A 25,129-nucleotide genomic window follows, 5' to 3' on the forward strand; every position below is an offset into this window, starting at 1 on the left:
TTGCGGAAATGGTTTATGTATGGCTCAACGTCTAATCTGATAATACGTGTATAACGCGACCAATGAGCCAAGCGCCAGCAGACGCCGCTGTTCACTCATAGCTGGATCGAGATCAATAATATCGGCCCCATTTGAAAATAATTCCATCGCTTCGGTCGGAACACCACCTGTCCTGACAAAAAGCAATTGCTGTTGTGATTCCTTGTCTATTACTTTAAATTCCAAGGCGCCGATCCCGCCGTTTAATGCCGCAATCTGTTCTCCACGTTGATGGATTTGAACGTCAAAGCGCGAAAAAGCACGCCAATTATGAGTAAAAGAACCGATTTCTTCTCCAGCCTCATCAAGCAGAACGAACGGCGCTGACATCCCCGCTTTTTTCAGCAGCATCAGCCGGCGCTCCTGATCAATCTGAAATGTCATCTTCACAGGAAACAGCATGCTCAACCCGATCAAACGGAAAAGCCCGCTCCAAAGGCGGAGAAAGGAGACTTCCTCTTCAACGTAGGCGACACGCTTGCCATCCAATGAAAAGAAATGAAAGCGCCGAAGCCAATGCATGTCTGATGTAAACAGAAGACGGCCCGCTGTCAGAAGCGTTTCTTCACTGTCAAACGTGAGCGGATTGATCTCGCGGTTTGCTAAATGTGAAAACCAGGAGGAAAAGCTGTAGCAGATGATCAGGATAAAAACGAAGTAAAGGAGAGCCTGCCCCCCTCTTCCCGCAAAAAAAGTGGCAAAGCCCGTTAAAGCAGCATAGAGAAGCAATAGAACGGACACTCCAAGCATAAAATTACCCGCCCATTTAAGCGCCTTCGCCTGCCTCCTTTGGTAGTCACGGTAATCCAATGTTCCCCCTCCTTACGAAAAAGGGATGCCGCAAAAGGACCAGCCATCGGCCTTTCGGGACATCCCTGAAATTGTTTTCTGCCGCTTACTTAAACACCGGCTCTTTAAACTGCTCCAGCTTTTCAAGCGATGTTTTGGCGACATCGGCATGCAGGCTGTTGCCATGCGAATCCATCGTGACAATCGCCGCAAATCCTTCTACTTCAAGGTGCCACATCGCTTCCGGAATCCCGAATTCCATCAGATCAACGCCGTGCACCTTCTTAATACAGTCGGCATAATACTGCGCCGCTCCACCGATCGCGTTTAAGTAAACACCGCCGTGCTCCTCAAGCGCCTTCAGCGTCTTTGGCCCCATTCCGCCTTTACCAATAACAGCGCGGATGCCGAACTTCTTCATAATATCGCCTTGATACGGCTCCTCACGGATACTTGTCGTCGGGCCGGCTGCTTTCACATGCCACTCGCCCTTGTCATCCTTCAGCATAACCGGACCACAGTGGTAAATGATCTGACCGTCCAAATCAATTGGCGCCTCATGGTCGATCAAGTGATGGTGGATCGCATCACGGCCTGTATGAATCATGCCATTAATAATGACGACATCTCCGACTTTAAGCTCACGGATCTTCTCTTCGGTGATCGGCGCTTCCAGCACAACCTCACGGACTTCGCTCTTCTCCTCGGCAGCAGCGGCCACTTCCTTCGAGGCGACATTCAAATCGACTGTCTCGCCATCCTTGTAAAGCCATTCCTTAATTCCGCCAGTCTCCTGATCAACGACGATGCCCAAACGGCGATATGCCCAGCAGTTGTAGGCAACGGAAACAAAGAAGCTGGCCGGCAGACGGTTCATCGCGCCGATTTTACAGCCGAGCAACGTTGCTTCCCCGCCGAAGCCCATCGTTCCGATGCCAAGCTCATTGGCATGCTCCATGACATAATCCTCAAGCTTGCGCAGTTCTTCATTCGGATTGACATCATCCACCGTGCGAAACAGCTGTTCTTTGGCAAGAGAGTAGCTGGAAGTCCGGTCTCCCCCGATGCCGACGCCGATAAAGCCCGCGCTGCACCCCTGGCCCTGCGCCTGATAGACAGAGTGCATAATGCATTTGCGGATCCCATCCAGGTCGCGTCCTGCCCGGCCCAATCCTTCAAGCTCGGCTGGCAGGCTATACTGAATGTTTTTATTCTCACAGCCGCCGCCTTTTAAAATCAAGCGCGCGTCAATATAATCCTTTTCCCATTGTTCAAAGTAAATGACCGGCGTTCCTTCACCGAGATTGTTTCCTGAATTTTTTCCAGTCAATGAATCAACGGAATTGGGGCGAAGCTTTCCATCCGCCGTCGCCTGCTCCATCGCTGCATGAATGGCCCGTTTCACTTCAAGCTGATTCACTCCGACCGGCGTTTTAATTTTAAAGGTCGGCATTCCCGTATCCTGACAAATCGGCGAAATTTTATCATCCGCCATTTCAATATTCTCTGTAATCGTAGAAAGCGATAACGCCGCACGCGTACCTGCGTTTTCCTGCTGCTTTGCTTTCACGATTGCGCGCCGAACATCATTGGGCAAGTTGGTAGACGTTTCGACAATCAATTGGTACATGCTTTCTTGTAGCTTTTGCATTTTCCTCTCCCTTTCCTCTATGTAATCTCCTTAGTCACATTCATCCTCTCCTATTATAATGCTAGTCGAAACATTCCGAAAGGGAAAAGTAGCGGCTTCGTACCCAGGAAAGACTTAACAAGAGGCATGGATAAAAGGTGAAAAACAACCTTTTATCCATGCCTCTCAGCAATGAACGGAGCCGCCACGATCTTTCAAATCCCGTTGTGAGTGGAGCCATTGTATGCTATCCAGTTATGGGCCATCCTCTTAACAAATCCGGGTTGCCCACGCTATAATAAGCCAATTTTATTGCTCGGTTCGAGCAGAGAGGAGAGATGAATCGTCTGGTTCGTATAGTGGATCACCGGCTTCTGTTCCTTTGTCCATTCCACATGAGTGATGCTTGTATTGCCAATCTGGAACGCCCGGTGCAAAGACGGCCACTGCTCTCCCGCCAGCAAATAAGTGAGCAAAATGCTAATAAAGCCGCCGTGGGAGACGATCGCTATATTGTCGTTCTGATGAGCGAGCAGCAGCTGCTCGACGACAAAGCGGCAGCGCTTTGTAAGCTGCTCCACACTTTCCGTTCCTTCCAATCCTGAGGTTAAAATGGAACGCTCCTTCGTCTCCGGGAAGCGCTCATAAATGTCGGGGCGAGACAGCCCCTGCAGCGGACCTAAGTGAACTTCACGCACCTTTGTCCACTTTCTCACATCGAGGTGATTGCGTGCGGCAATCGCTTTCGCTGTATCATAGGCCCGCGTTAAATCACTGCTGTAAAGATAATCGAGTGCCAGGTTCTCTGAATAAGCGGCGAGCAGCTGCGCCTGCTTGATGCCGAGCTCGGACAGCTCAAAGTCCATCCAGCCCTGAATCTTCCCTTGCCGGTTCCCCATCGACTCTCCGTGACGAATGAAAAAGACATTCATTACCATTCAGCTCCTTATTCAGACCAATCATGTCTGAACTGCTTGCATTTCAGCTCAATCTCATCGAGGATCGCGAGCAGACGGTCGATTTCTTCCACTCCCGCTTCGTCAGGATCAATCGTCTCAAGCATCTGCATGACAAGGTCAAACCGATTTTGTAAATAATGTAATTGTGTTTTTTTATCGTGAATCGCTCCACCCAACTGTGTTCTCTCCTTCGCAAAGCAAGTATCGTATTCAAAGTTTAACAGATTGACCCCGTCTGAACAACGCGGATTGCAGGGTGGAATTTTCACAGGGCAATACGGTATGATAGTGGCATGATGATTTTCAGCTACAATAAAAAGGAGTACGATGTTTTGTGATTCATACATTACCGGCAATTACCCCAAACCACGATCCATGGGAAGCTTATCAGGATATGAAAGAATTTGGCCGGCTTACCTTGACGAATATTGAAATAACGACCACTACTTTATGTAATATGCGCTGCGAGCATTGCGCCGTCGGCTATACGCTAACGACAAAGGAAGCCGAGCCGTTGCCGCTTGAGCTGCTGATTAGCCGTCTCGATGAAATCCCGCATTTGCGCGCCTTCAGCATCACCGGCGGAGAGCCGATGCTTTCGCTGAAATCCGTTGAGCAATACGTCGTTCCCCTGCTGAAATATGCCCGCGAACGAGGCGCCCGGACGCAAATCAATTCGAATTTAACGCTCGATTTAAAGCGGTATGAAAAAATTATTCCGTATTTAGATGTACTTCATATTTCTCACAATTATAGCAGCGTTGATGATTTTGCCGACATCGGCTTTGCCGTAATGGACAGAAAGCCAAGCTTCGCCCAGCGCGCAAAGCTCTTTCATCGCATGGTTGACAATGCGAAGGCCCTCACAAGCCAGGGCGTTCTTGTTTCCGCCGAAACAATGCTCAATAAACGAACCTTGCCTCATATTGAAAAAATTCATGAGCAAATTGTGGAGATGGGCTGTCAGCGTCACGAGGTTCACCCGATGTATCCAAGCGACTTCGCCAGTCAGCTTGAGGTCGCCAGTCTCGCTGAAATCCGCGACGGAATCCAGCGTTTGCTCGACGTTCGTGCCAAAGAGGTGTGGATGCTGTTCGGCACATTGCCATTTTACCCGTGCAGCATGAATGAAGAAGATCTCGCTTTACAAAAGAGGCTCTATGCCGAAGAGAATGTGACCGTACGCAACGATCCTGACGGGCGTTCACGCTTAAACATTAATGTGTTTGACGGCAAAATTATCGTGACTGATTTCGGCGATACGCCGCCATTGGGTGATATCCGCACGACTTCCTTGCCGGAGGCCTTTGAAACGTGGCACCGTTCCACCGTGGCCGCCTCCTTACATTGTCATTGCCCAACCGTCCAATGTCTCGGCCCCAACCTCCTTGTCAAAAACTCCTATTACCAGGACGTTGACTTTACAAAAAAGAAGACGAATCTATAAAGGATTATGGCCGAAGCGAGATCGGAGCTTTTGTATGAATGGAAAAAGTTCATCCCAGTATTTTCAGTAATGCTCTTGCTTATCAGTTACAATTCAAATAGCATGCAAATAACGCTCAGCAGGGAAAATCTGAGCGTTATTTGCATGCATTTATTCAAGACAGCTTATCTAGGCTGGTTCGCCGACATGAAGGAAAACGAGAGGTGATCCTGTACCGGAATCCACGAGCCGACGCCTTGCTGGGTGACGTTTTTTACTTCAAGCTTCCGCTTTCCGCCTTTAAACGTTAAATACACCTCGCCATATGTCACTTTTCCTTTTTCATTGACCGCCGGCACGAAGCTGTGCAAATAGCCGACCTGCTTCGGCGCGATATTATAGGTGTTGTTTTTCCGCGTTCCCTGCCCGATCACCGTCTCAAACGATAATGGCAAATTCGTATGCTCCGCCGCTTTAATCATCATCATCTTTTTGACCGCTTCACTGTTCGGAATTTTCGCGGTTAAACCGCCATTGACCTTTTTCTGCTGCTCCTGATGATACGTCAGCTTCTGCGGTGTCCGCCCGCCGCGGTTGTCCAAATAGTTCGTGTTAACCTTCTGGTATTCCCAATTCACCTCGGTTCCGGCCGAATCATAGGAAAGCGGCCACTCCCCTAAATAAATGGAGGCACGGAAGCCAAGTGCTAATTTCGAATCGTTAATCGTCGATTCATTTAAAATTCGGATCAGGTCCGGGTTCTCAATTTTCACCTCTGTCGTCTCCATCAGTTCTTGAGCAAGCGTGCTCGGCTGCAAATATGGCAAGTCCTGAGTAGGATTTGTATACGTGTTTTCCTTGGAAATATTCAACACGGAATTAGGAATTTGAAATGACTGCTTTTCTTGTTTGTCACCTTCGGTAGCCAGCGCATTTCCGAACGGGATGAACAGGCAGACCAGCATGAATACAGCGATAAATCGTTTCATCTTCGAAGCCTCCTTTTAACTTTCAGCTCTCTTTTGTTCATAGTGTGAGCCTTGTTAAAAAATTTATCCACGATCCGGTCAAGGAGGATGCTTCTCCGATGAAAATTCCATGTCGCTACAACGATTCACGCCAATTAATCCGCTTCTCCACCCGCGGATAAAACCATTGAATCATCGGTCCGATCAAAAACGTCACAAGAACGGTACCAAGTCCGATCGGCCCGCCTGCGACAAAGGCAGCCGTTAAGGCGATAAGCTCAGAAATCGTTTTGGCCACCATTAAACGAACACCTAATAAATCTTTGATCACAAACATAAAACGGTCGATTGGGATGACGGCAAACTCGGCCTGCAAATAAACCGAAATCCCGAAAGCAATAATGACCGCGCCGAGAAGAAGGACGGTCAGCTGAAGCAAAAAGCCGCTGAATAAATGATAGTCAAAAACGACAATCAGCCAAAAATCGATAAAATACCCAATCGCCATCACAGTGACGAGCGCAAGAAGCTCCGGCTTTCGTCTGCCGAGCAGCGCATTAAGCAAAATGAGCGCGATCCCGACAAAAATCACCCAATTGCCGACTGAAAAGTTCGTCCGGTTCGCCAATCCGACATTTAAAGCGTCCCAGGCGCCGACACCGAGCCCGGCCAGAATCGTCAACGTAATGCCAAAAGATAGAATAAGCAATCCCCCGAGATAGCTTATTAAACGAATAATAATTGGTTTCATTGAATTCTCCATTTCTTTTTTTACTATTACGGTTGTTTTTCGGTGCTTGTCATCACCTCTTCACTGATATTACGCCAATTTCCGAGGAAATAGTAGCCGGTCGCCACGACGCTGCTAATGACAAAGCTTACTCCCATGCCAATCGCAATCCCCTCTTCTCCAAACCAGGACGCAAATAGTGCAGTCAGCGGATAGCGCAACACCCAAAATGAAATGATGTTCAAAATGAGCACAGGAAACATCGCTCCGGCTGCTCTGGCGATTCCATTCAAGACAAAGTTGATCCCGAGAAATGGGTAAAAGAAGGCGATCATCTGGATATACATCGCGCCAAAGGCCACCGTCTCCTCCTCCTGGACGAAGATTCTGACAAATGTTTCTGCGCCGATAAAGATAATCGTGCTTACCGTCAGGGAGACGACGATAATCAGGATAATCGCCTGCTTGGCAATTTCATTGACCCTTTTCCACTGCCTTGCCCCGATGTTCTGCCCGGCCATGCTGTTGACCGCCGCCCCAAGCGTGAGAGCCGGCAGCATAATCAGATTATCAAGTCGCTGAGCGGCGCCAAATCCGGCGACCGCCTGTTCACCAAAGCTTGTAACAACGGTCATAATCGCCATCATTCCTGCTGAGATGGCCATCATCGAAAGCCCGGCCGGCAGCCCCATTTTAAACAGGACAATAAAATATCTCTTCTCCGGCAGCTTCGGCACTTGAAAAGGAACGCTTGCTTTATAAATTGAGTAGAACAGCCCATATAAAAAGGCGATCCCCTGTGAAATAACTGTCGCGTAAGCTGCTCCTTCAATTCCGAAATTAAGCACGTAAATAAATAGCGGGTCAAGAAAAGCATTCAGCACAACAGCAAGCAAAATAAAACGGACCGGCGTGCGGCTGTCACCCATCCCGCGTAAGACCGTCCCGATAAAGTTATAGCCGAATAAAAAGAGAATCCCGACAAAATTAATTTGCAAATACGCCTGGGCCATTGGCAAAATAGTTTCCGGTGTCCCCATAAAGCGTAGAATCGCGCCGGAAAACAAAAAGCCAATCAAGCCGAGCAAAAGTGCGAGCAAGCCGAGAACGAACACAAACGCATTCAGCGAATCCTTCAGTCCTTCTTCGTCCTTCGCCCCTCTTCGCTGGCTAATCACCGTCAAGGTCGCACCGTTTAAGCCAATAATAAAGGACAGGACCGTAAACACGACCGTAGCCGATATTGAAATGGCACCGAGAGCATCCGCTCCAAGTAAGTTTCCAACCCAAATCGAATCAATCAGCTGATAGGAAGACTGTAACAGATTGCTGATGAATATTGGCGACGAAAACAGCACCATTTTTTTGAGGATTTTTCCTTCTGTGAAATCGAGTTGATTTTCCTGTGTCAATCGTCATCCCTTCCCTCGCTAAAACCCCCACTGCACCATTTTTTACAAGCGTCGGTTTTCTTTCAAGCCGACGTCCTTTTATCTTATCTTGTACAATTATGTAAGAACAGAACAATAAGCATCATCAGTTTATTGCTTCTGTACGTTGCTTATTGCAGTTCAAAGCTCTCCGTTATGTTAATACTATCCTTGATCGATTGGACAATCGTGCAGTTTTTGCGTGTGATTTCCAGTGCTTTCTTCACCTTTTCTTCAGAAGCATCCGTGCCGGCAATCGTGAAATGAAGGTGAATGTCCGTTATTTCATTGGCCCCATGCTCACTTTTCTTCACATCAGCATGAATACGGATATCTTCAAACGTGATTCTTTGCTTCCTCAATATCCTCTTCAGCACGCCCCCGCTGCAAACAGCCGCCGCCGACACTAGTAATTGGTAAGGCCGAAACCCGTATTCCTCATTCCCCGATACTTCCAGCTGACCAAACTCCAAATCGGTCGTAAAGCTATGCTCCTTCATGTGAAAATCCATGCCTTATCCCTCCCTCTCTTCCTTTTATTGTAACAGCGTTGACCGACGCCGTCATGTATTCCGCCACTTTTTACGTTCTCAGAAACCGTACATCCACGCGCTCATCATTGAGAAAAGCCCGACACAAAAGGATTTTCACCTTTTGCCCGGACTTTACACACTGACGCTCACAGAGCAGATCGAGCTTTTTTAATGGTATTGATTGGATTTATTAGCTGAACTGCTCGTTTTATGATTATGTTTTTGATTGGCGCTTTGCTTTTGCTTCTTTTTCTTGCTCATACGCTCACTCTCCCTTTAAAGATCAAAGAAGGTGACACACGCGAGGTGGTCACCTTCTTTTTTTCCACTACCGCTCAAGCATGATTATTCAATGAACAATCTGGGGTCGAAACGATGTTTGTCTTTTGGAGACACCTACCTTCATTCATGTTAAAAACATTCTTGAAAATATTTATCATTCTCCAACGTAATCACCTCGAGAAAGGCTTTCCTTTTACAATTCACGTTACTAGCCTGTTGCATCTTTGAACATTATCTTGAAAACGGTGGGTGGATGGGAAACAGCAGCTGCTGCTTCCTCGCTCCTTATCATGTCCCGTTATCCTGACTCTATACATAAACATTTTCAGCTGTCAGTCCGTCTATTTCTTCAAGGTCTTTATTTCCGCCGCTGCTTCCTTTGTTGCTTTGACAATCTCCTCGGAGCTTTCCTTCAGATGACTTGCGGCCTGACTTAGCTGCTTAACATCCTCGCTAATGTCACGCATCATGGTGGAGACTTCGTTTGCCGTCTCACGAATGTGAGCGATAATCTGCTCGCGGTTATCCCGGACAAAATTCACTGCATCCACCGTGCACTGTTTGACTTGTTTTGCTTCCTTTGCCACTCTTTCCCGGTATTCCTTTTTTGACAGCAGAACACCAAGAGCAATGGCGCCTCCTATCCATGCTCCTTTACAAAACATCGTGCACTTTTTCTCCATCATCCATCCTCCTCCGCTTTTCTTTCATTTTACCATTGAAGCCAAGGGTCTACCAGTTCTATCCGCAGGGCAAGTCCGACAAAAAAAGGACTAACCCAAGCCTGGCCTGGGAGTCCTTCTGTCTATTAGTTATACGCCTGCGTCAGCAAGTCATCCGTATCTAATTGTTCAAAGCCATTTTGACTTGATTTCTTTAAGTCGTTAATCTCCGTCGCAAGAAGTTCCAGCTTCTTTTGCATTTCTTCCAATGCTTTCTTTTCTGATACCGTCATAGCTTCTCTCTCCCTTGATGTTATTTATGGCGGCAGCCGATTGAGCATTCGCTCATTTTCTATTTATAAAAGAGTGCTCGCCCTTTTAAATGTTAAAAATATTCTAACAACATAATCTGTCCATGTAAATAGTTTTTTGAAAAATATTTTATATTTATTGTAAAGCAGTTAAACGTCTAAAAACCATTCCTTCATACCGATGCTGATGAATGAGGAGCTGAAGGACTTGCCTGATTCTTTCATCTCCTGCTTCCTGATAAGCCTGTTCAAGCAAAGATAGCCTGTGTCCCGATTGCCGGATTTGGGCATGCGTGCCCTGCTCATATGATTCCGGCTTTTGAAAAACCTCCTGGTCAACCTCAGGGGAAGTCCCGGTTTGCAAGCTGTACACCTGCTTTAAAAGAATATAATCTTTTCTTCTGCTGTCAAGAAGGAGCCGCCAAAGCTGACGTTCTTCACTTGTTTTCGCAATCACGGATAAATAATCAATCGTGAGCATATCTGAGCTCTCCGTTTTCAACAAGTCCTCAATTAACCGCGGGTTAACCGGACGCCAGTGATACCAGCCCTTCATGCCAACTTCCCCCTGCCTTTATCATGGATAAACAACACATCCCCTATTCATAACCCTGTTTTTCTTAACGTATGTAAGGCTTTCTGTCGATAGACATATTCGACAATAATCGTTAATAAAATTCTTTTTTCGCAAAATTGTAACAATTCCTTCATTCTTTCCACATCATCTGTTGTTATAATGAACTTACATCCTAAGAGTTGAGGTGATTCCAGTATGAGAAGACAGGTAGCATCATTTAAAGAACTTGTATCCGAGAACAAAAAAGAGCTCTTAAATGATCCAAAGGCTTTAGCCGAAATTGAAAAACGCATTGATGAGCGTTCTTCTCAAAACAATGAAAAAGAATTTAAAAAGGCCCAGTAACACTAGGCCTCGAGGCAAAAGATAATCAGGGGTTGTACGAAACCGTTGGATAATTGATAAAAAACAGAAGACGCACATCGTGTAAACTGTGGAGGCCGGGACAAAGGGTTACCTTTTGCCCGGCCTCCAGCTGGTTTTGTCGCAAACTCACCTTGTGCAGGACGTGACGCGTCTGAAGCGCTCAGGCTAAAAACAGCGCCCCATAGCAAAGCGATCCGGCGATGACATAGGCTGGATGGATCTTCACTTTTTCCATCAAGACCCAGCTGCCCAAAGCCAGCACCATCGTATGACCGAGGCCCGCTCCTTGCAATGAGCTTCCGAAAAACTGCCATGTAAGCACTCCAAGCAATACGGTAATCGTTGGCCTGATCAAACCGGTCATTCGTTTCACCCGTGGAGAGTTGCGGAATTTATACAACAGCGCGAGCAAGAAGACCATCGCCAGTAAAGAAGGGGCAATCGTCGCGAACAGACCGACAAACGAACCAAATGCTCCCCCCATTTCATAACCGATATATCCGGCTAATTTCGTGTTGATCGGGCCAGGCAGCGCATTTCCAATCGCCAGCAGTTCAGCAAATTCTTCCACCGTCATCCAGCCATAGCGGTTGACCACTTCTTCCTGGATCAGCGGAACAGAGGCCGGCCCGCCGCCGTATCCAACAATATTAGGAATAAAAAAAGCTAAAAAGATGTGCAGATAGATCATGCGCTTTCTCCTTTTTTCCTGTCTTTGTCTTTCTCTTTGCGCGGCTTTGCCAAAAGACCATATGCCAGCAAAGCGCCAATGATGACCGCCGGATGAAGCGCTAAGCCTTGGTAAAGCAGTAAACTGACAATCACAAGCGCGATACTCAGTCCGAGCCCAAGTCCCTTTTTCGATTGCTTGAAAAAGGAATAGGTCAGCGTCAGCATCATCACCGCTACTACCGGAGTAATCGCTTGCGTCATCCCTTGCACAATCGCGGAATCCCGCAGGCTTGTTAGCAGACCCATCAGCCCAATCATTAACAGAACTGTAGGCAGAACCGTTGCCAAAATAGCGGAGGCAAGCCCGCTCCAGCCGGCAAGACGATAGCCGATATACCCGGCCATCTTCGTCGCAATCGGCCCGGGAAGCGCGTTTCCTAGGGCGAGAATATCGCCAAATTCTTCGTCGGTCACCCAGCGGTACCGCTCGACTGCTTCTTTATGAAAGAGCGGGATGCTTGCCGGCCCGCCGCCATAGCCGAGAATACCCGCACGAAAAAAAGCGACAAACAAATCTTTATTCGTTTTCCAATTCATCGTCTTACCCCTTTCATCAGGAGACTTCCTCCTCGTCCTTAGTAGTCTACACATAACGCGGCAATCATGATAAGATACAAAACAAAGCAAAAGAAGTGGGGCCTGCAAATGAAAATAGATGCAACAGACCGAAAGATTCTTGAGCTCTTAACAATGAATGGCCGTATGTCGTATGTCGACATCGCGAAGGAGTTAAAGCTGTCCCGCGTTGCCGTTCGCGAAAGGATTAATCAGCTGATTGAAGCCGAGGTCATCGAGAAGTTCAGTGTTGTCATCAATTCCGACAAAGTGGGGAAGAAAGTATCTGCCTTTTTTGAGGTGGATTGCGAGCCAACGTCCCTTGTTTCCGTGGCCGAAACGCTGGCGGAAAACCCCAAAGTGGCAAGCTGCTATCAGATGACAGGGCCAAGCACCCTTCACATGCATGTTCTCGTTGATGACTTTGAACAGCTCGAATCCTTTATTAATGAGGAGCTTTATGCCCTCGAAGGGATCACCCGCGTCGAAAGTCATATTCTTTTACGCCGCTTTAAAAGCCGCAGCGGACTTAATTTGTAAGGCATATGCCAAAAGGGAAAACCACCTTTTGCCTGAATGACTGCGGCTCCGGCTGGCGCACGGCCAGCAGGAAAGAAACCCGCTTCCCTTCTGACCTTGAAACCCCTTGCGCCGCCTTCGCTCGCTCTTCAGGCAGATGCCAAAAGGGAAAACCACCTTTTGGCATCTGCCTTACCATACAGCTAGGTGGCCGTCTGTTCTTGGTTCTGTTCCTCCTGCGAGGACACCTGTTTCCGGGTCACGCCAAATGATTTGGCCTCTGCCAAATAAACCGATATCTAAGCCGATTTGAACATCATGGCCACGCCGGCGCAATTCTTGCACAATATGCTGCGGGACATGCGGCTCAAGATAAACCGTTTTTTCACCGGACCACATCCAGCGTGGTGCATCGAGAGCCGCCTGCGGATTCAAAGCAAAATCAATCGCATTGGTCACTACCTGGACATGACCTTGAGGCTGCATAAAGCCGCCCATCACGCCAAAAGGTCCGACCGGCTGATCTCCCTTCGTTAAGAAGCCCGGAATAATCGTATGATACGTTTTCTTTCCCGGCGCAAGCGCATTATCATGAGCTGGGTCAAGCGAGAAGTTATGACCGCGATTTTGCATCGCAATGCCCGTACCCGGTACGACAATCCCCGAGCCGAAGCCCATATAGTTGCTCTGAATAAAAGAAACCATATTTCCTTCCTCGTCCGCCGTCGCCATATAAACAGTCCCTCCCGACTGCGGAGTGCCTGGCTGCGGATGCAATGCCTCTTCCCCAATTAAAGCGCGCCGCTCAGCTGCGTATTGATCCGATAAAAGCTCTTCCTGCGTCACCGTCATATGCCGCGGATCAGTGATATATGTCATTCCGTCAATAAACGCAAGCTTCATCGACTCAATCATTTTATGATACGTGTCACCATTCTCCCGCTCTTTAAACTCGAATCCCTTTAAAATATTCAGCGCTTCAAGCGCGACCAGTCCTTGCCCGTTCGGCGGAATTTCCCACACTTGATAGCCGCGGTAGTCCGTATGAATCGGGTCGACCCATTCCGGCTTGTAAGCAACCAAATCTTCCTGACGCAAGAATCCTTGATGCTCTTTAAAAAACGACGCAATCTTTTCGGCAATCTCACCTTGGTAAAACGCCTTTGCCTCTGTTTCTCCAATTAAACGCAGTGTCTCCGCATGATCCGGCGATGACCAGATTTCACCAGCCTGTGGAGGACGACCATTTGGCGCAAATGTCTCAAACCAGGAAGCAAATTCCTTGCGCTCCCGATAAGAAGAAAATTGACGATAGCCCTCCTGCCAATAATGAGCCAAGGTTGGAGAAAGCGGATAGCCGTTTTCAGCGTATTCAATCGCCGGTGCTAACACGTCCGCCAACGGCAGCTTCCCAAACGTTCGCGATAACTCCGCCCAGGCGCCCGGTGTGCCTGGAACCGTTACCGGAACGACGCCGTACTTAGGCAGTTCCTTATGCCCCGCTGCGGTTACAGCCTCGATCGACAGCTGCTGTGGCGCCTGCCCGCTCCCATTCAATCCATGTAGCTTGCCTTTTGTCCAAACAAGGGCAAAACAATCGGAACCAATTCCGTTCGATGTCGGTTCCACCACTGTGAGGCAGGCTGCTGTCGCGATCGCGGCGTCAATCGCATTCCCACCTTTTTTCAATATAGCGAGACCCGCTTCTGCGGCGAGCGGCTGAGATGTTCCAACCATTCCCCGTCTGCCGTATACGACATTGCGCTTCGACGAGTATGGGTAACGATGTGAATCAAATGATACGTGCATCTTGTCTCCCCCTAACCAAATGGTAAGTCATTCCCACATATTCTTTCGTTTAAAATGATATTAAACTACTATTCAATCATTTTGTTCATTAATCCATTATAATTAATTTCAATATGTTCGTCTATGTATTATTCGGATTTTTGCGAAAATAAAGCAGGGCTGGGCAAAAGGCAAAAAATAACCTTTTGGCCAGCCCCTATGAGTGTAACCGCTACGAGCCCTATGCTAACTCGTTTTGTCTCAAGCTTATTTGCGGGATTGTTGCACTATCCCTTTACCGCCCCTCCAGATAAGCCTTTCACAACACGCTCCTGGGCAAGAATAAACAACAGCAGTACAGGCAAGCTGGCCAATGCCAAAGCGGCCATTAGGCCAGGTACATTTATCGAGAACTCGCCATAAAAATTTTGCAGCCCTAGCGGCAATGTCATATTGCTAGGCGTTTGAATGAGAATCAGCGCAAAGATAAACTCTGTCCAAAGAAAAACAAAATTGTAAATGACAATTGTAGAAATCGCCGGAACCACATTCGGAAAAATGATTTTGGAAAATATCCGCCAATGACTCGCTCCATCAATTTGCGCTGCTTCTTCCAGTTCCCTTGGGATTTCCTGCATAAATTGAGTCAGAATGAACACCGAGATTGGCAGGCTGAAGGCAACGTACGGGCCAAGTAACGCCAGCAGCGTATCATAAATTCCAAAGTTGTTCGTCATGACAAAGATAGGAATTAATGTGGCGTGAATCGGCAGCATCATTCCCGCTACAAAGAGCAAAAACAAAGGACGATTCAGCTTAAATTTGATCCGGCTCAGTGGATAGCTTGTTAAAGCAGCAATAAAAACGACTATAATAACCGCGGCAGTGGTAATAATTAGACTGTTCACAAAATAGCTTGTTAATCCCATATCAAACACAGATACATAATGCTCGACTGTGAATGACTGGGGAAAAATGGAGAACGGATTCGCAAAAAACTCATCCATGCTTTTAAATGACGTACCGAGCATAAAGACGAAGGGGTAGACAGTAAACAGCAATAATAAGACTGCCAAAACATAAAGAAGGATTCTTTTCAGCATTTCAACTGGTCTCATAGCACTGCCCCCCGTTTTTTCCGTCGATACTCGAACACTTGAATGATTAGAACACTGATAAATGCCAGAATGAACATCATTGCGGCAATCGTGCTCGCATAGCCCATATTGAAATGAATAAACCCTTGCTTGAACATATAGGTTCCTACTATTTCCGTCGCATTCCCTGGTCCCCCGCCTGTCATAATATAGAAGATGTCAAATGCTTTTAAGGAACCGACAATCGCCAGAATGGAAGAAGTCACGATAGTTGGAATCAGCGCTGGAAATGTAATCGAGAAAAACTTCTGTATCCCATTTGCTCCATCAATCTCTGCTGCTTCATACAATTCATCCGGAATGCCGACCATTGCTGCTTTGAATAAGATCATATAAAACGGCGCAAATTGCCAAATAATAACAATTAATACAGCAATCAGTGCCGTATTTTGATCTGCCAGCCAGGCAACAGGCTCTAATCCAAACCATTGAACAACCTGGTTCATTGGACCATTTATTGGATCATACATAAAGATCCATAGCAAGCCGATCGCCACCGTCGACATCAAATACGGCAGGAAATATAACACATTCAAAAGTTTAATCCCTTTAATTGGACTGAATAACACTAACGCCATAAGCAGGCCTAAGGGGATCTGAATGAAAACAGAGGCTAAGATCAGCATCATATTATTTTGCAGAGCCGACCAAAATGTTTGATCGGCAAACAAGACCGTATAGTTTTGCAATCCGATGAATGTCCGCTCTCCCTGGCCGCCGCTCCAGCTAAAGAGACTGTATTGAAACGTCGCAACAATTGGATAAAGAATAAAAACCGAATAAACAAGCAGCGCTGGCAAAATGAAAAGCGCTATCGTAATGGCTTTTTTCTGTTTCTGCTTTTTTGCTTGTTTTACAATCGCTGCTTCTGTACGTAGCACAGTATTCATTAGATATCCCCTTCTTTATCGTAGAATAAGTGTAAATAGGGATGGCGCGTCTCAGCCGCGGTCTACTCTAACTCTTCCTGAGCCTTGCTTTCCATTTGCGCCGCTGCTTCCTCCGGTGTCATCGTCAATCCTAAAATTTCCTGTGTTGTATCCTTATGCAGCTCCCCTAAAGCCGGCGGAAGTACCTGATCATAAGGAAACTGGATTGAATTGGCCTCGCCGATCATCTCCATAAACGTTTGCACATATGGATCACTGCTTTCTATTCCCAGCAACGCCACTGCTGTACCCGTCCGATCAACAAATGCCTGGGCCGTTTCTACGCTCGTCAGTTCCTTGACAAGTTCAACAGCCAGGTCAGCATGCTCGGCGTTTTCAGAAACCGACCATACCGGCGATGCTCCCGCACTAATATTGGAAGGATCGCCTTCACCCTCTGAGAGCGCCGGGAAGTTAAAAACTCCCATTTTTTCTTCAAAGTCTGGGCTTTCGTCCCGCATGTTATTTACAAAACCGCTTGTCATCAACATCATCGCTGCCTGCCCTGAATACATCAGCTGCCGCCCCTGACCTGCATCATAGGAAATGCCATTAAAGCCCGGGTTAAAGGCATTTCGTTCTACCAGCTCCTGAATATACACTCCTGCCTGAACGTAAGCAGGGTCATCAAAGCCTCTTCCTTCGCGGTGATACGCTTCAAGAAAAAGATTCTCCCCGGCGAGCCTGTCAGCCAAATACATTAAGAAGAAAGCACCTGGCCACTTCGGCTGATTCGCTAAAGCGATGGGAATGACATTATTTTCATTTAACACATCAATGATCGTCAGTAATTCATCATACGTTTCAGGTACCTCCAAATGATGTTCAGCAAAAATATCTTTATTGTAGTAGAAGACATAAGGAGATAATCCGAGCGGCAACCCATAAACGTTTCCATCATACGTGGAATTGTCTAAAGCCACTTCAGCAAATTGACTAAAATCAATATCCTCATCATTTAAATTTTTCACCTGACCTGATTGAACGAATTCCTCAAGCCAGCCTCCTCCCCAGCTGTGAAAAACATCCGGCGGATTCCCCCCTGACATCGCAACGACCATCCTCTGCTTATAATCGTCGTTCGGAATTTGCAGAACGTTGACTTGCACATCCGAATGCTTCTCTTCAAACCGGGCAACAGCCTCCATATAAACCTCTTCTCTCACACCAGGATCAATATGCCAAAAATCAATGACCTTCTTATCGCCATTTTGCTCACTCGACTCCGGGGTACTGCTCCCTTCATCACTTGGGGAGCACGCTGCAACAACAAGCAAAATGACCAAAGCACCGAACAACAAATGGAATTTCTTCATTCATCATCATTCCTTTACTTTTTTGATAGCGCTTTCAAATCCGGCTTGTTTTTTCTCTTCCGGTAACGGTTTAGGAATATCACACTGATTCTTCACTGTATAATGCCGTCCTTCCTCTGCTGCTCTATGGAAGCCATGCATCACTTCAAGTACATGCAGCCCGACACTTCCATTCGCCCGGTGCTCACGATTCTCTCTTATCGCTCTGACAAGATCTAATACGCCTAGCCCACGCGCATTATAATCATAAGAATGTGTCAATTCTACTTCCATCCATTCTTCTTCCCCCTGCTTTTTCACATATACCGGCCCTCCAAAACGATTTGGATCAGGGACGCGCAGCACCCCCTTCGTCCCGAAAATTTCAATATTCGGGTAGTCAGTTTTGGCAAATGTATCAAAGCTTGTAATCAGCGTTCCAATGACTCCGTTTTTAAATTCAATCGTCCCGGCCAAATAGGTTGGTGTTTCCACAGGAATTTTTTCGCCATATTTTGGTTCGCTCGTAATGACTCTTTCTGAATAGGCTTTGGAGGCAGAGCAGGTCACTCGCTTCATCGGACCGAGAAGCTGAACAAATGCCGTTAAGTAATAAGGCCCCATATCGAACATCGGACCACCGCCCCGTTCGTAAAAAAATGCCGGATCGGGGTGCCACCACTCATGTCCAGGTCTCAGCATAAATCCAGTGACAGCAAGCGGCCGACCAATAGCCCCTTCGTCAATTAGCTTTTTACACGTTTGAATGCCAGCTCCCAAAAACGTATCCGGAGCCGAACCAATTCGCAAACCTTTCTGCGCGGCAAGAGCGACAAGCTCCTCTCCCTCGTCAAGCTCGGCCGCTAATGGTTTTTCCACATAGACATGCTTACCTGCTTCAAGCACACGCCGGCTAACTTCAGCATGAACCTTTGGAATCGTCAAATTAATGACAACCTCAATTTCGTGATCCGCTAACAGCTCTTCGACCGTGTAAACAAAAGGAATTCCGAATTTCTTTGCTTGCTGCTCTGCCTTAGTCCGATGTAAATCAGCACAAGCTTTTACGTCTATTTCAGCAAATGATTGACAGTTCTCAAGGTAGATGCTGCTAATATTCCCACATCCGATCACTCCAATTTTCATCGTCAACCCGCCCCCTTATCGTGTCGCCCAGACCATTCCGTTTCGCATTAAGGTAATGACTTCCGGCATATTCACCGTTTTTGCCACATGTCCCAGGGAACAGTAATAGACCTTTCCCTTCCCCCAGCGTTTCGTCCAAACGACAGGCATCTCAACCTCGCCATTTGCCTCATGTGGCCCTTCACTAATTGGAAACTTTGTCGTCGCATGAACCTTTACAGCAGGGTCAACATGCATATAATACTGCTCAGAAACGACGGTAAAATCATTGATTCCCTCGGTAAGCGGGTGGTCTTGATCAAGAATTCGGACTTGATATTCAACAAATTCATTGCCCGGGTGTGCTACCCATTGACCTCCCACCATAAATTGATAATCCACTGCCATCCGAAAGCTGTCTCCCATTCCTCCGTGCAACCCGGCCAGCCCTGTACCGGCGGCAACAGCGTCAAGGAGAGGCTGAAGCTGCTCCTTCGTGATCGTGCCCTGTGTCCAATTCGGCACGATTAAGTCATAGCCTGTTAGCTCAGCCTTTTCTAACGTTTCCAATGTATCCGTTATATCAACCTCATACGTTTCCTGCTTTAAAATGCCGGCCAGAATCTCAGCTACTTCAGCAGGCTCATGACCTTCCCAGCCTCCTTGGAATATCAATGCCTTTTTCATCACCAGTTCCTCCTACTCCTACATGAACATTCTTATTTGACTTGATTTCGTTGAGAGCTCTCCCGAATGAGCAGCCTTGTTTCCAGCTTCTCTTGAAACAGCTTCATGTGTGGAGCGGCCAGTTGATTAACAAGCCGCTGGACAGATCGTTTGCCCATTTCGAAAAAGGGAACATGAACGCTTGATAAAGCCGGATCACACATCGCGGAAGCATCGGAGTCATCATATCCAACAACCGCTATATCAGCTCCCGGCTTGATCCCAAGCTCCTTCATCCGCTGCATAAGACCAATCGCCATTCTGTCATTAGCAACCGCAATACCGTCATACAGCTGACCTGATAACAGATCATCTGCCACCTTATAACCACTCGTAAGACTGTATTGACCATAGAAAACCGCCTGTTCCTGTCCTGAAAGGCCGTGATCCTGTAAGGCTTTCTGATAGCCTTTCAAACGATCAAGACTGTTCGAATAGGCAAGAGGTCCATTGAGAAAAGCGATGTTCTGACAGCCCTGCTCAATTAAATGAGTCACAGCAGCATAGCTGCCTGCCACATGCTCAGCGTCAATTTCACAAAATTGCTCACCGTCAAAATGTTGGTTGACCAGACAGAAAGGGAAGTCGGCATCCCTTAGCTCCCGCAGTGAATCCCTTTCTTCAGGTGAATCCTTCGCGCCTAATATAATCGCTGCATCAATCTTATGACTCAGAAAATATTTTTTGTAATCATACGGCTGGCCGACACGCTGAAATAATAGCAGCATATCATAGCCCTCTTTTTCAATCGCCTCGCCAATCCCATTTAAAATCTCAGAAAAATAATAAACAGAAAACAGCTTCACCTTTGGTAAATAGGGTAAAATCACCCCTATATTCCCGCTTTTACGTTTTGCAAAGTTTTTCGCCATCACATTTGGATAATAGTTTAGCGACTTGGCCGCTGCTAGGACTTTTTGCTTTGTATGCTCCTTTACCGCATCCTGTTCACTGAAGACACGAGATACAGTTGCTTCTGATACTCCTGCCATTTTTGCGACATCTTTTCTCGTTGCGATTGTTGCTCTTCCTTTCTCGTTTGTACCCGCGTTCAATTTTTTGTACGCGCGTACAAATGTTAGCTGAATTTTGATTCTATTTCTGATAGGGCGACCCATCTTTTCAAGCTTGCGGAACGCTCAACAGCTTCCAGCACAGCCTGGTTTTTCATACCATCAACAAAGTTCGGTGCTGGACTTTCCCCTTTCTCAAGTCCTTTCACTAATTCTACTACTAGATTGATAAAAGTATGTTCATAGCCAATAATATGTCCTGCCGGCCAGTAAGCAGCGGCAAATGGATGCCCCTCCTCCGTGCAGCTTATTGTTCTGAAGCCTTGAACATTGACTTCATCATCGTGAAAATAAACATCCAGTTCGTTCATTTTCTCCATATCCCAACGAACCGAGCCTTTTTCGCCGTTAATTTCAAAGCGATTGCCGTTTCGATTTCCACCGGCAAAACGAGTCGCTTCAAAGGTTCCAATTGCCCCATTCTCAAAACGGGCGAGAAATAAACTGGCATCATCGACATGTACCGGTCCTGTTTTTGAGCTTGACGCACTTCCGCTTAAGCCGGAACTTCCTTCGACAAGCGGCCGTTCCTTTATAAAGGTTTCCATTAATCCACTAACCTCTTTAAATTCCCCTACAAGAAATCTCGCTAGATCAATGCTGTGCGCAGCTAAATCGCCGTGTGCGCCTGAACCACACGCTTCCTTGGATAGCCGCCATACGAGTGGAAACTGCGGGTCCATTATCCAGTCCTGCAAGTAAATCGCGCGAATATGATAGATCCTTCCTAGACGCCCCGAATTGATCAAATTCTTGGCAAATTGCACAGCAGGGGCGAAACGGTAATTATGGTTGATCATGTGGAGGACATTATTTTTTTCAACGGCGGCCAGCATTCGCTTCGCCTGCTCAAATGTCATCGCCAGCGGCTTTTCACAAAACACATGCTTCCCAGCTTCAGCTGCCGCAATCGCAATTTCCGCATGACTGCTATTCGGGGTTACGATATCGATTAAATCAATATCGTCACGGGCGATCAGTGCTCTCCAGTCCGTTTCATAGCTGAGCCAGCCCATTTTTTCCGCCGCTTCCTTTACGGCAGCCTGATCGCGGCCGCAAATTGCCTGAAGAACGGGTTCAACCTGATTATCAAAATAAAAGGAAACATCGCGATACGCATGAGAGTGAGCCTTTCCCATAAACTTATAGCCGACCATGCCGATTCTGATTTTACGCTTCTCTACACCCACCACATCTCCACCTCCTGTTTTTCAATAATGATGCTTTGTAAAAAGGAGATGGCTTTTTCGAGCCCTTCCAGATGATTCATCAATCCATCCTCATGCTCAATACTGATCGCTCCATCATAGCCGATCCTTTGCAATTCACTAATAATCTCTTTCCAAATCTCCTCCCCATGTCCGTACCCGACTGTTCTAAAAATCCACGAGCGGTTCGCCAGATCACGATAGCTTTTTAAATCGAGTACGCCGTTAAGCGCACTATTTTGCCGGTCAATTCTCGTATCTTTCGCATGAAAGTGAAAGAGAGCATTTTCCTTGCCCAGCTCCCGGATACAAGCGACTGGGTCCATCCCTTGCCAAAAGTAATGACTCGGATCAAAGTTAGCGCCAATCTGAGTTCCGCATTCTGTTCTCAGCCTCAGCATCGTCTCCGTATTATAAACGACAAAGCCCGGATGCGGCTCAATGGACGCGCGTACATTTTGTTCCGCCAAAAACGCATTCTGCTCCTTCCAATACGGAATTACTTTCTTTTCCCATTGCCATTCGGAGACTTCAGCAAAATCATTTGGCCACGTGCACGTGTTCCATACCGGATAGCGCGACTGCTCTGATTCACCAGGACATCCGGAAAACGTCACGACATTCTCAACCCCCAGCTTCGCTGCAAGCCTGACTGTATCAACGAAAGTCTGATGATCGTCCTGAGCCCGTTTGACGTTAGGGTGCAGAGGGTTCCCATGGCAGCTTAGCGCACTTATTTCCATACCGCGCGATTCAAATTCACGCTTAAAGGCTGCCAGCTTTTCTGGATTGGCAAGCAATTCAGTCGGGTTGCAATGCGCATTCCCCACAAAGCCTCCAGTCCCGATTTCCACGGTATTTATTCCCTTCTTCTGCAAGTAATCAAGTACCTCGTGTAATGGTTCAGTGGCCAGCAACACGGCAAAAACTCCTACTTTCATGTAACCTCCCCTTCGCCTGCTTATTTATTTTATAGGGCTGCGGCTAAAAGGTTCTCAGCCTGCTCCTCTATAAACCTTGGAATGAACCTGATTTTTTGAAAGGGCTTTCACATTTCTATCCTAGCTGATCTTCCGAAAAAGTTCAACAACTTTTCTGAATTTTTGAAATAAAATGATCAAATGCCGACAGCTTCACTTGCTTCAAGCCCACTGCTTAGAGGCTTGGCAAAAGGGAAAAACACCCCTTCGGCCAAGCCTCATCGACACTTCTGTCTCCTTTGTTACTCCTCTTTACCCTCAATTCCAAACTGCTGAAAAACAGTTTGCGACGGTAGAGGATATACCTCTTCTCCCGTAATCGCATTAAGAATCATTTGGTTCCGTTGAACCGATAAGGCGAGGTTTGTCGCCCCGGCTCCGTGAGTATGTTCAAGATTCGTCAGTGTATACATATGCCCGCTACGCTCTTCCTTCCATTTCAACCGGTAATCACGGGTAACGGCGAAGCGTTTATCGTCCTCCCACTCCAATTCATTCTCCATCTCGATCAGCCAGCCGGGCAGGTTTGGCTTGTAGCCGGTGGCAAGAATCACCTTTTCTGAACGGAGCGTAAACGACTTGTTCTGCTGCCACTGATGACATTCAAGCCGATAGCCTTGCTCCTCCGGGACAATCCCGTCTATCTCCGTCATGGCCTGGATTCTGACCGGCAGCCGCTCTTTTCCAACAGACCGATAATAAAGCAGCTCATAAATGGCTTTCAGCGTCTCTTCCTCGACGCCTTTTCGCAAGCTTTCCAAGGTCGGCAAAGCATCCTGCCGCTGCTCAAACGAGAGCCGATGAAAATAATCGACATAATCATTGGAAAAGACCTCCTGTCCAAGCTTCCCCGACTCTAATTGGAAGAAGCCGGCCGACCTCGTTAACCAGGTGAGCTGATAGCGATGAGCCTCCTGCTGCTTCAACAAGTCATGAAAAATTTCAGCGGCGCTCTGCCCTGAACCGATGACCGTAATCGAACGCGCTTCTTTCATTTCTGCTGCATAATGAAGGTAGCTGCCGGAATGGATGACATCGTCATTGAGCACTTCTTGAAGCGGGGGCGGAATGAGGGGAACACTTCCTGTCCCAAGCACCACATGACGTGCCAAGACGGTTTTCTCCTCTTTGGTCCGAACATGTTTTATCGTCAGAAGATAGACGCCATCTTGCATTTGATAGCGGCAATTGACAACCTCGTAGCCAAAATGGCAGTTTGCCAGCTGATTTGCCACCCAGCGGCAATACTCATTGTATTCCAGTCTAGGGATGTCAAAACGCTTAAAAAAATAAAACGGAAACATCCGATTCTGTTTATGAATGTAATTTAAAAACGTATACCGGCTTTGCGGATTGGCGATCGTAACTAAATCGGCCAAAAACGGCACCTGCAAGTTGGCCTGCTCCAGCAGCATTCCCGGATGCCATTGAAAGACTTCAGTTTGATCGAAGAATGCCGTCTTTAAGGATGTCCCCTCCTCCGCTAAGGCAGCCAGTCCAAGATTAAAGGGTCCAATCCCTACTCCGACCAGGTCATACTGCGTATACTCGTTCATCTGTCTCACCATCTCTTTTCGATTTTTTTAAAATCTGATTTCATTAGAGGGACAGCCTGTCCGGAGCGCCAGGGAAGGAGAACCATTATTTACGTCCATAATCCGCTTTAATCTCTCCCCATTTCTCTGTATGCCACTTCTTCACTTTGTTTTGATACGTGTTTGTCTGTAGCCAGCGCTCCGCCCGTTCGACGAGGGACCAAATATAGGCTGTTTCCTCCGTTCGTTTCAACGACGAGTTCACCTTTTTCTGCTTCACCCATTTAATCGCCGTTAAAGAATCGGAGTAAATCGTTTTCGTCTCACCGCGCTGCTTCGTATAAGCAAGACCGTGGACAATCGCCAAAAACTCTCCCATGTTGTTTGTGCCGATATGAATTTCATCGTGAGAAAAAAGCACCTCTCCTGTCCTCGTGTCGACGCCCTTATATTCCACAATACCCGGATTTCCCCGACATCCAACATCGACCGAAATGCTGTCGTAATCGATTTCTTCATCAAACGTCGCCAGCGGTTCAGCACGCTTTGCCGATGATTGTTTGAAGCCCCCCTCGTTAAACGCCTTCTCCGCTTCTGCTTTTGTCGCAAATGATTTAAAACGAGCTCCTGTAAAGCCCTTCACCTGCGCCTCGCATTCCGCCCATGTAGGAAAGATCCCTGTTTTCCTCCCTTTCCAGACTACATAAAATTTCTGCTTTGCCATGTCTGCACCTTCCTATTCCGAGAGCTGTTTCTCCTTGTTTGTCTGTGAAAAGCTCTTATAAATTCTGCCAATACAGAAATA

General features: G+C 47.2%; 27 protein-coding genes. 3 read left to right on the plus strand and 24 right to left on the minus strand.

Features of this window, described 5'->3' with window-relative positions; genetic code table 11:
* Positions 1-24: 24 nt before the first annotated feature.
* The 4 genes from ABMB67_RS06980 to ABMB67_RS06995 all read right to left on the minus strand — a co-directional run bounded on the left by ABMB67_RS06980 (position 25) and on the right by ABMB67_RS06995 (position 3,593).
* Entirely contained in the window at positions 25-849 is an 825-nt protein-coding gene (locus tag ABMB67_RS06980) for a hypothetical protein (RefSeq protein ID WP_354571489.1), read from the minus strand.
* An 85-nt stretch (positions 850-934) separates the two neighbouring features.
* The gene (locus tag ABMB67_RS06985) at positions 935-2,479 is read right to left on the minus strand and encodes a fumarate hydratase (RefSeq protein WP_354571490.1); all 1,545 of its coding nucleotides are present in this window, start codon (positions 2,477-2,479) and stop codon (positions 935-937) included.
* 272 nt (positions 2,480-2,751) lie between these two features.
* Positions 2,752-3,390, minus strand: a complete 639-nt coding sequence (locus tag ABMB67_RS06990) for a histidine phosphatase family protein (protein ID WP_354571491.1) — start codon at positions 3,388-3,390, stop codon at positions 2,752-2,754.
* Positions 3,391-3,404: 14 nt separating this feature from the next.
* A complete protein-coding gene (locus ABMB67_RS06995; RefSeq protein WP_251195157.1) occupies positions 3,405-3,593 on the minus strand; it encodes an SE1561 family protein in 189 nt (62 codons plus the stop codon).
* 161 nt (positions 3,594-3,754) lie between these two features.
* Between ABMB67_RS06995 and yfkAB the strand changes: the two genes are divergently transcribed.
* A complete protein-coding gene (gene yfkAB / locus ABMB67_RS07000; protein WP_390188859.1) occupies positions 3,755-4,864 on the plus strand; it encodes a radical SAM/CxCxxxxC motif protein YfkAB in 1,110 nt (369 codons plus the stop codon).
* Between the two features lie 164 nt (positions 4,865-5,028).
* Here yfkAB and ABMB67_RS07005 read toward each other — a convergent pair whose 3' ends face one another.
* From ABMB67_RS07005 to ABMB67_RS07035, 7 genes are all read right to left on the minus strand, one after another.
* Positions 5,029-5,832 (minus strand): YfkD famly protein, encoded by an 804-nt coding sequence (locus ABMB67_RS07005; protein ID WP_251195153.1) that lies wholly within the window; start codon positions 5,830-5,832, stop codon positions 5,029-5,031.
* A 115-nt stretch (positions 5,833-5,947) separates the two neighbouring features.
* On the minus strand, positions 5,948-6,562 hold the full coding sequence (locus tag ABMB67_RS07010) for a YczE/YyaS/YitT family protein (protein WP_354571493.1): 615 nt from the start codon (positions 6,560-6,562) through the stop codon (positions 5,948-5,950).
* A gap of 26 nt (positions 6,563-6,588) precedes the next feature.
* Positions 6,589-7,953, minus strand: a complete 1,365-nt coding sequence (locus tag ABMB67_RS07015; RefSeq protein ID WP_354571494.1) for an MATE family efflux transporter — start codon at positions 7,951-7,953, stop codon at positions 6,589-6,591.
* A 149-nt stretch (positions 7,954-8,102) separates the two neighbouring features.
* The gene (locus ABMB67_RS07020; RefSeq protein ID WP_354571495.1) at positions 8,103-8,483 is read right to left on the minus strand and encodes an OsmC family protein; all 381 of its coding nucleotides are present in this window, start codon (positions 8,481-8,483) and stop codon (positions 8,103-8,105) included.
* A 644-nt stretch (positions 8,484-9,127) separates the two neighbouring features.
* Positions 9,128-9,469: a hypothetical protein gene (locus ABMB67_RS07025; protein WP_251223244.1), complete on the minus strand. Its 342-nt coding sequence runs from the start codon at positions 9,467-9,469 to the stop codon at positions 9,128-9,130.
* A gap of 125 nt (positions 9,470-9,594) precedes the next feature.
* Positions 9,595-9,741, minus strand: a complete 147-nt coding sequence (locus tag ABMB67_RS07030) for a hypothetical protein (RefSeq protein WP_251195148.1) — start codon at positions 9,739-9,741, stop codon at positions 9,595-9,597.
* A 154-nt stretch (positions 9,742-9,895) separates the two neighbouring features.
* On the minus strand, positions 9,896-10,315 hold the full coding sequence (locus ABMB67_RS07035) for a hypothetical protein (protein ID WP_354571497.1): 420 nt from the start codon (positions 10,313-10,315) through the stop codon (positions 9,896-9,898).
* A 216-nt stretch (positions 10,316-10,531) separates the two neighbouring features.
* Between ABMB67_RS07035 and ABMB67_RS07040 the strand changes: the two genes are divergently transcribed.
* Complete coding sequence (locus ABMB67_RS07040) at positions 10,532-10,681, plus strand: FbpB family small basic protein (RefSeq protein ID WP_251195146.1); 150 nt, start codon at positions 10,532-10,534, stop codon at positions 10,679-10,681.
* Between the two features lie 181 nt (positions 10,682-10,862).
* Here ABMB67_RS07040 and ABMB67_RS07045 read toward each other — a convergent pair whose 3' ends face one another.
* Together ABMB67_RS07045 and ABMB67_RS07050 are read right to left on the minus strand one after the other, a co-directional pair.
* Positions 10,863-11,393: a chromate transporter gene (locus ABMB67_RS07045; RefSeq protein WP_251223246.1), complete on the minus strand. Its 531-nt coding sequence runs from the start codon at positions 11,391-11,393 to the stop codon at positions 10,863-10,865.
* Positions 11,390-11,971: a chromate transporter gene (locus tag ABMB67_RS07050; protein WP_251223247.1), complete on the minus strand. Its 582-nt coding sequence runs from the start codon at positions 11,969-11,971 to the stop codon at positions 11,390-11,392. The genes ABMB67_RS07045 and ABMB67_RS07050 overlap by 4 nt, the downstream gene beginning before the upstream one ends.
* Before the next feature lie 108 nt (positions 11,972-12,079).
* Between ABMB67_RS07050 and ABMB67_RS07055 the strand changes: the two genes are divergently transcribed.
* Positions 12,080-12,529 (plus strand): Lrp/AsnC family transcriptional regulator, encoded by a 450-nt coding sequence (locus ABMB67_RS07055; RefSeq protein WP_354571498.1) that lies wholly within the window; start codon positions 12,080-12,082, stop codon positions 12,527-12,529.
* A 171-nt stretch (positions 12,530-12,700) separates the two neighbouring features.
* Here the strand turns inward: ABMB67_RS07055 and ABMB67_RS07060 are convergent, their stop codons facing one another.
* The 11 genes from ABMB67_RS07060 to rnhA all read right to left on the minus strand — a co-directional run bounded on the left by ABMB67_RS07060 (position 12,701) and on the right by rnhA (position 25,048).
* On the minus strand, positions 12,701-14,317 hold the full coding sequence (locus ABMB67_RS07060) for a gamma-glutamyltransferase family protein (protein ID WP_354571499.1): 1,617 nt from the start codon (positions 14,315-14,317) through the stop codon (positions 12,701-12,703).
* 266 nt (positions 14,318-14,583) lie between these two features.
* Positions 14,584-15,414, minus strand: a complete 831-nt coding sequence (locus ABMB67_RS07065; RefSeq protein WP_354571500.1) for a carbohydrate ABC transporter permease — start codon at positions 15,412-15,414, stop codon at positions 14,584-14,586.
* The gene (locus ABMB67_RS07070) at positions 15,411-16,343 is read right to left on the minus strand and encodes a carbohydrate ABC transporter permease (protein WP_354571501.1); all 933 of its coding nucleotides are present in this window, start codon (positions 16,341-16,343) and stop codon (positions 15,411-15,413) included. The genes ABMB67_RS07065 and ABMB67_RS07070 overlap by 4 nt, the downstream gene beginning before the upstream one ends.
* Before the next feature lie 62 nt (positions 16,344-16,405).
* Positions 16,406-17,698, minus strand: coding sequence for an ABC transporter substrate-binding protein (locus tag ABMB67_RS07075; RefSeq protein WP_354571502.1), 1,293 nt, complete (start codon positions 17,696-17,698; stop codon positions 16,406-16,408).
* 6 nt (positions 17,699-17,704) lie between these two features.
* Positions 17,705-18,823 (minus strand): Gfo/Idh/MocA family protein, encoded by a 1,119-nt coding sequence (locus tag ABMB67_RS07080; protein WP_354571503.1) that lies wholly within the window; start codon positions 18,821-18,823, stop codon positions 17,705-17,707.
* A gap of 15 nt (positions 18,824-18,838) precedes the next feature.
* Positions 18,839-19,489, minus strand: coding sequence for a ThuA domain-containing protein (locus tag ABMB67_RS07085; protein WP_251223254.1), 651 nt, complete (start codon positions 19,487-19,489; stop codon positions 18,839-18,841).
* A gap of 32 nt (positions 19,490-19,521) precedes the next feature.
* On the minus strand, positions 19,522-20,583 hold the full coding sequence (locus ABMB67_RS07090) for a LacI family DNA-binding transcriptional regulator (protein ID WP_354571505.1): 1,062 nt from the start codon (positions 20,581-20,583) through the stop codon (positions 19,522-19,524).
* A 23-nt stretch (positions 20,584-20,606) separates the two neighbouring features.
* Positions 20,607-21,758 carry a Gfo/Idh/MocA family protein gene (locus tag ABMB67_RS07095; RefSeq protein WP_354571564.1) on the minus strand — a complete coding sequence of 384 codons (1,152 nt, stop codon included), beginning with the start codon at positions 21,756-21,758 and terminating at the stop codon, positions 20,607-20,609.
* Positions 21,759-21,781: 23 nt separating this feature from the next.
* Positions 21,782-22,750: a sugar phosphate isomerase/epimerase family protein gene (locus ABMB67_RS07100; RefSeq protein ID WP_354571506.1), complete on the minus strand. Its 969-nt coding sequence runs from the start codon at positions 22,748-22,750 to the stop codon at positions 21,782-21,784.
* Positions 22,751-23,031: 281 nt separating this feature from the next.
* Positions 23,032-24,345: a lysine N(6)-hydroxylase/L-ornithine N(5)-oxygenase family protein gene (locus ABMB67_RS07105; RefSeq protein WP_354571507.1), complete on the minus strand. Its 1,314-nt coding sequence runs from the start codon at positions 24,343-24,345 to the stop codon at positions 23,032-23,034.
* A gap of 85 nt (positions 24,346-24,430) precedes the next feature.
* Complete coding sequence (rnhA, locus tag ABMB67_RS07110; protein WP_251223258.1) at positions 24,431-25,048, minus strand: ribonuclease H; 618 nt, start codon at positions 25,046-25,048, stop codon at positions 24,431-24,433.
* Positions 25,049-25,129 lie beyond the last annotated feature (81 nt).

Source organism: Halalkalibacter oceani, from assembly GCF_040544555.1.
GTDB classification, from domain to species: Bacteria; Bacillota; Bacilli; order Bacillales; family Bacillaceae_D; genus Halalkalibacter; species Halalkalibacter oceani.

Coding starts and splice junctions, on each gene's coding strand:
- ABMB67_RS06985 (WP_354571490.1), bottom strand. CDS start 2,479: ATGCAAAAGCTACAAGAAAGCATGTACCAATTGATTGTCGAAACGTCT.
- ABMB67_RS06990 (WP_354571491.1), bottom strand. CDS start 3,390: ATGAATGTCTTTTTCATTCGTCACGGAGAGTCGATGGGGAACCGGCAA.
- ABMB67_RS07005 (WP_251195153.1), bottom strand. CDS start 5,832: ATGAAACGATTTATCGCTGTATTCATGCTGGTCTGCCTGTTCATCCCG.
- ABMB67_RS07010 (WP_354571493.1), bottom strand. CDS start 6,562: ATGAAACCAATTATTATTCGTTTAATAAGCTATCTCGGGGGATTGCTT.
- ABMB67_RS07020 (WP_354571495.1), bottom strand. CDS start 8,483: ATGGATTTTCACATGAAGGAGCATAGCTTTACGACCGATTTGGAGTTT.
- ABMB67_RS07025 (WP_251223244.1), bottom strand. CDS start 9,469: ATGGAGAAAAAGTGCACGATGTTTTGTAAAGGAGCATGGATAGGAGGC.
- ABMB67_RS07030 (WP_251195148.1), bottom strand. CDS start 9,741: ATGACGGTATCAGAAAAGAAAGCATTGGAAGAAATGCAAAAGAAGCTG.
- ABMB67_RS07035 (WP_354571497.1), bottom strand. CDS start 10,315: ATGAAGGGCTGGTATCACTGGCGTCCGGTTAACCCGCGGTTAATTGAG.
- ABMB67_RS07040 (WP_251195146.1), top strand. CDS start 10,532: ATGAGAAGACAGGTAGCATCATTTAAAGAACTTGTATCCGAGAACAAA.
- ABMB67_RS07045 (WP_251223246.1), bottom strand. CDS start 11,393: ATGATCTATCTGCACATCTTTTTAGCTTTTTTTATTCCTAATATTGTT.
- ABMB67_RS07050 (WP_251223247.1), bottom strand. CDS start 11,971: ATGAATTGGAAAACGAATAAAGATTTGTTTGTCGCTTTTTTTCGTGCG.
- ABMB67_RS07055 (WP_354571498.1), top strand. CDS start 12,080: ATGAAAATAGATGCAACAGACCGAAAGATTCTTGAGCTCTTAACAATG.
- ABMB67_RS07060 (WP_354571499.1), bottom strand. CDS start 14,317: ATGCACGTATCATTTGATTCACATCGTTACCCATACTCGTCGAAGCGC.
- ABMB67_RS07065 (WP_354571500.1), bottom strand. CDS start 15,414: ATGAGACCAGTTGAAATGCTGAAAAGAATCCTTCTTTATGTTTTGGCA.
- ABMB67_RS07070 (WP_354571501.1), bottom strand. CDS start 16,343: ATGAATACTGTGCTACGTACAGAAGCAGCGATTGTAAAACAAGCAAAA.
- ABMB67_RS07075 (WP_354571502.1), bottom strand. CDS start 17,698: ATGAAGAAATTCCATTTGTTGTTCGGTGCTTTGGTCATTTTGCTTGTT.
- ABMB67_RS07080 (WP_354571503.1), bottom strand. CDS start 18,823: ATGAAAATTGGAGTGATCGGATGTGGGAATATTAGCAGCATCTACCTT.
- ABMB67_RS07085 (WP_251223254.1), bottom strand. CDS start 19,489: ATGAAAAAGGCATTGATATTCCAAGGAGGCTGGGAAGGTCATGAGCCT.
- ABMB67_RS07095 (WP_354571564.1), bottom strand. CDS start 21,758: ATGGTCGGCTATAAGTTTATGGGAAAGGCTCACTCTCATGCGTATCGC.
- ABMB67_RS07100 (WP_354571506.1), bottom strand. CDS start 22,750: ATGAAAGTAGGAGTTTTTGCCGTGTTGCTGGCCACTGAACCATTACAC.
- ABMB67_RS07105 (WP_354571507.1), bottom strand. CDS start 24,345: ATGAACGAGTATACGCAGTATGACCTGGTCGGAGTAGGGATTGGACCC.
- rnhA (WP_251223258.1), bottom strand. CDS start 25,048: ATGGCAAAGCAGAAATTTTATGTAGTCTGGAAAGGGAGGAAAACAGGG.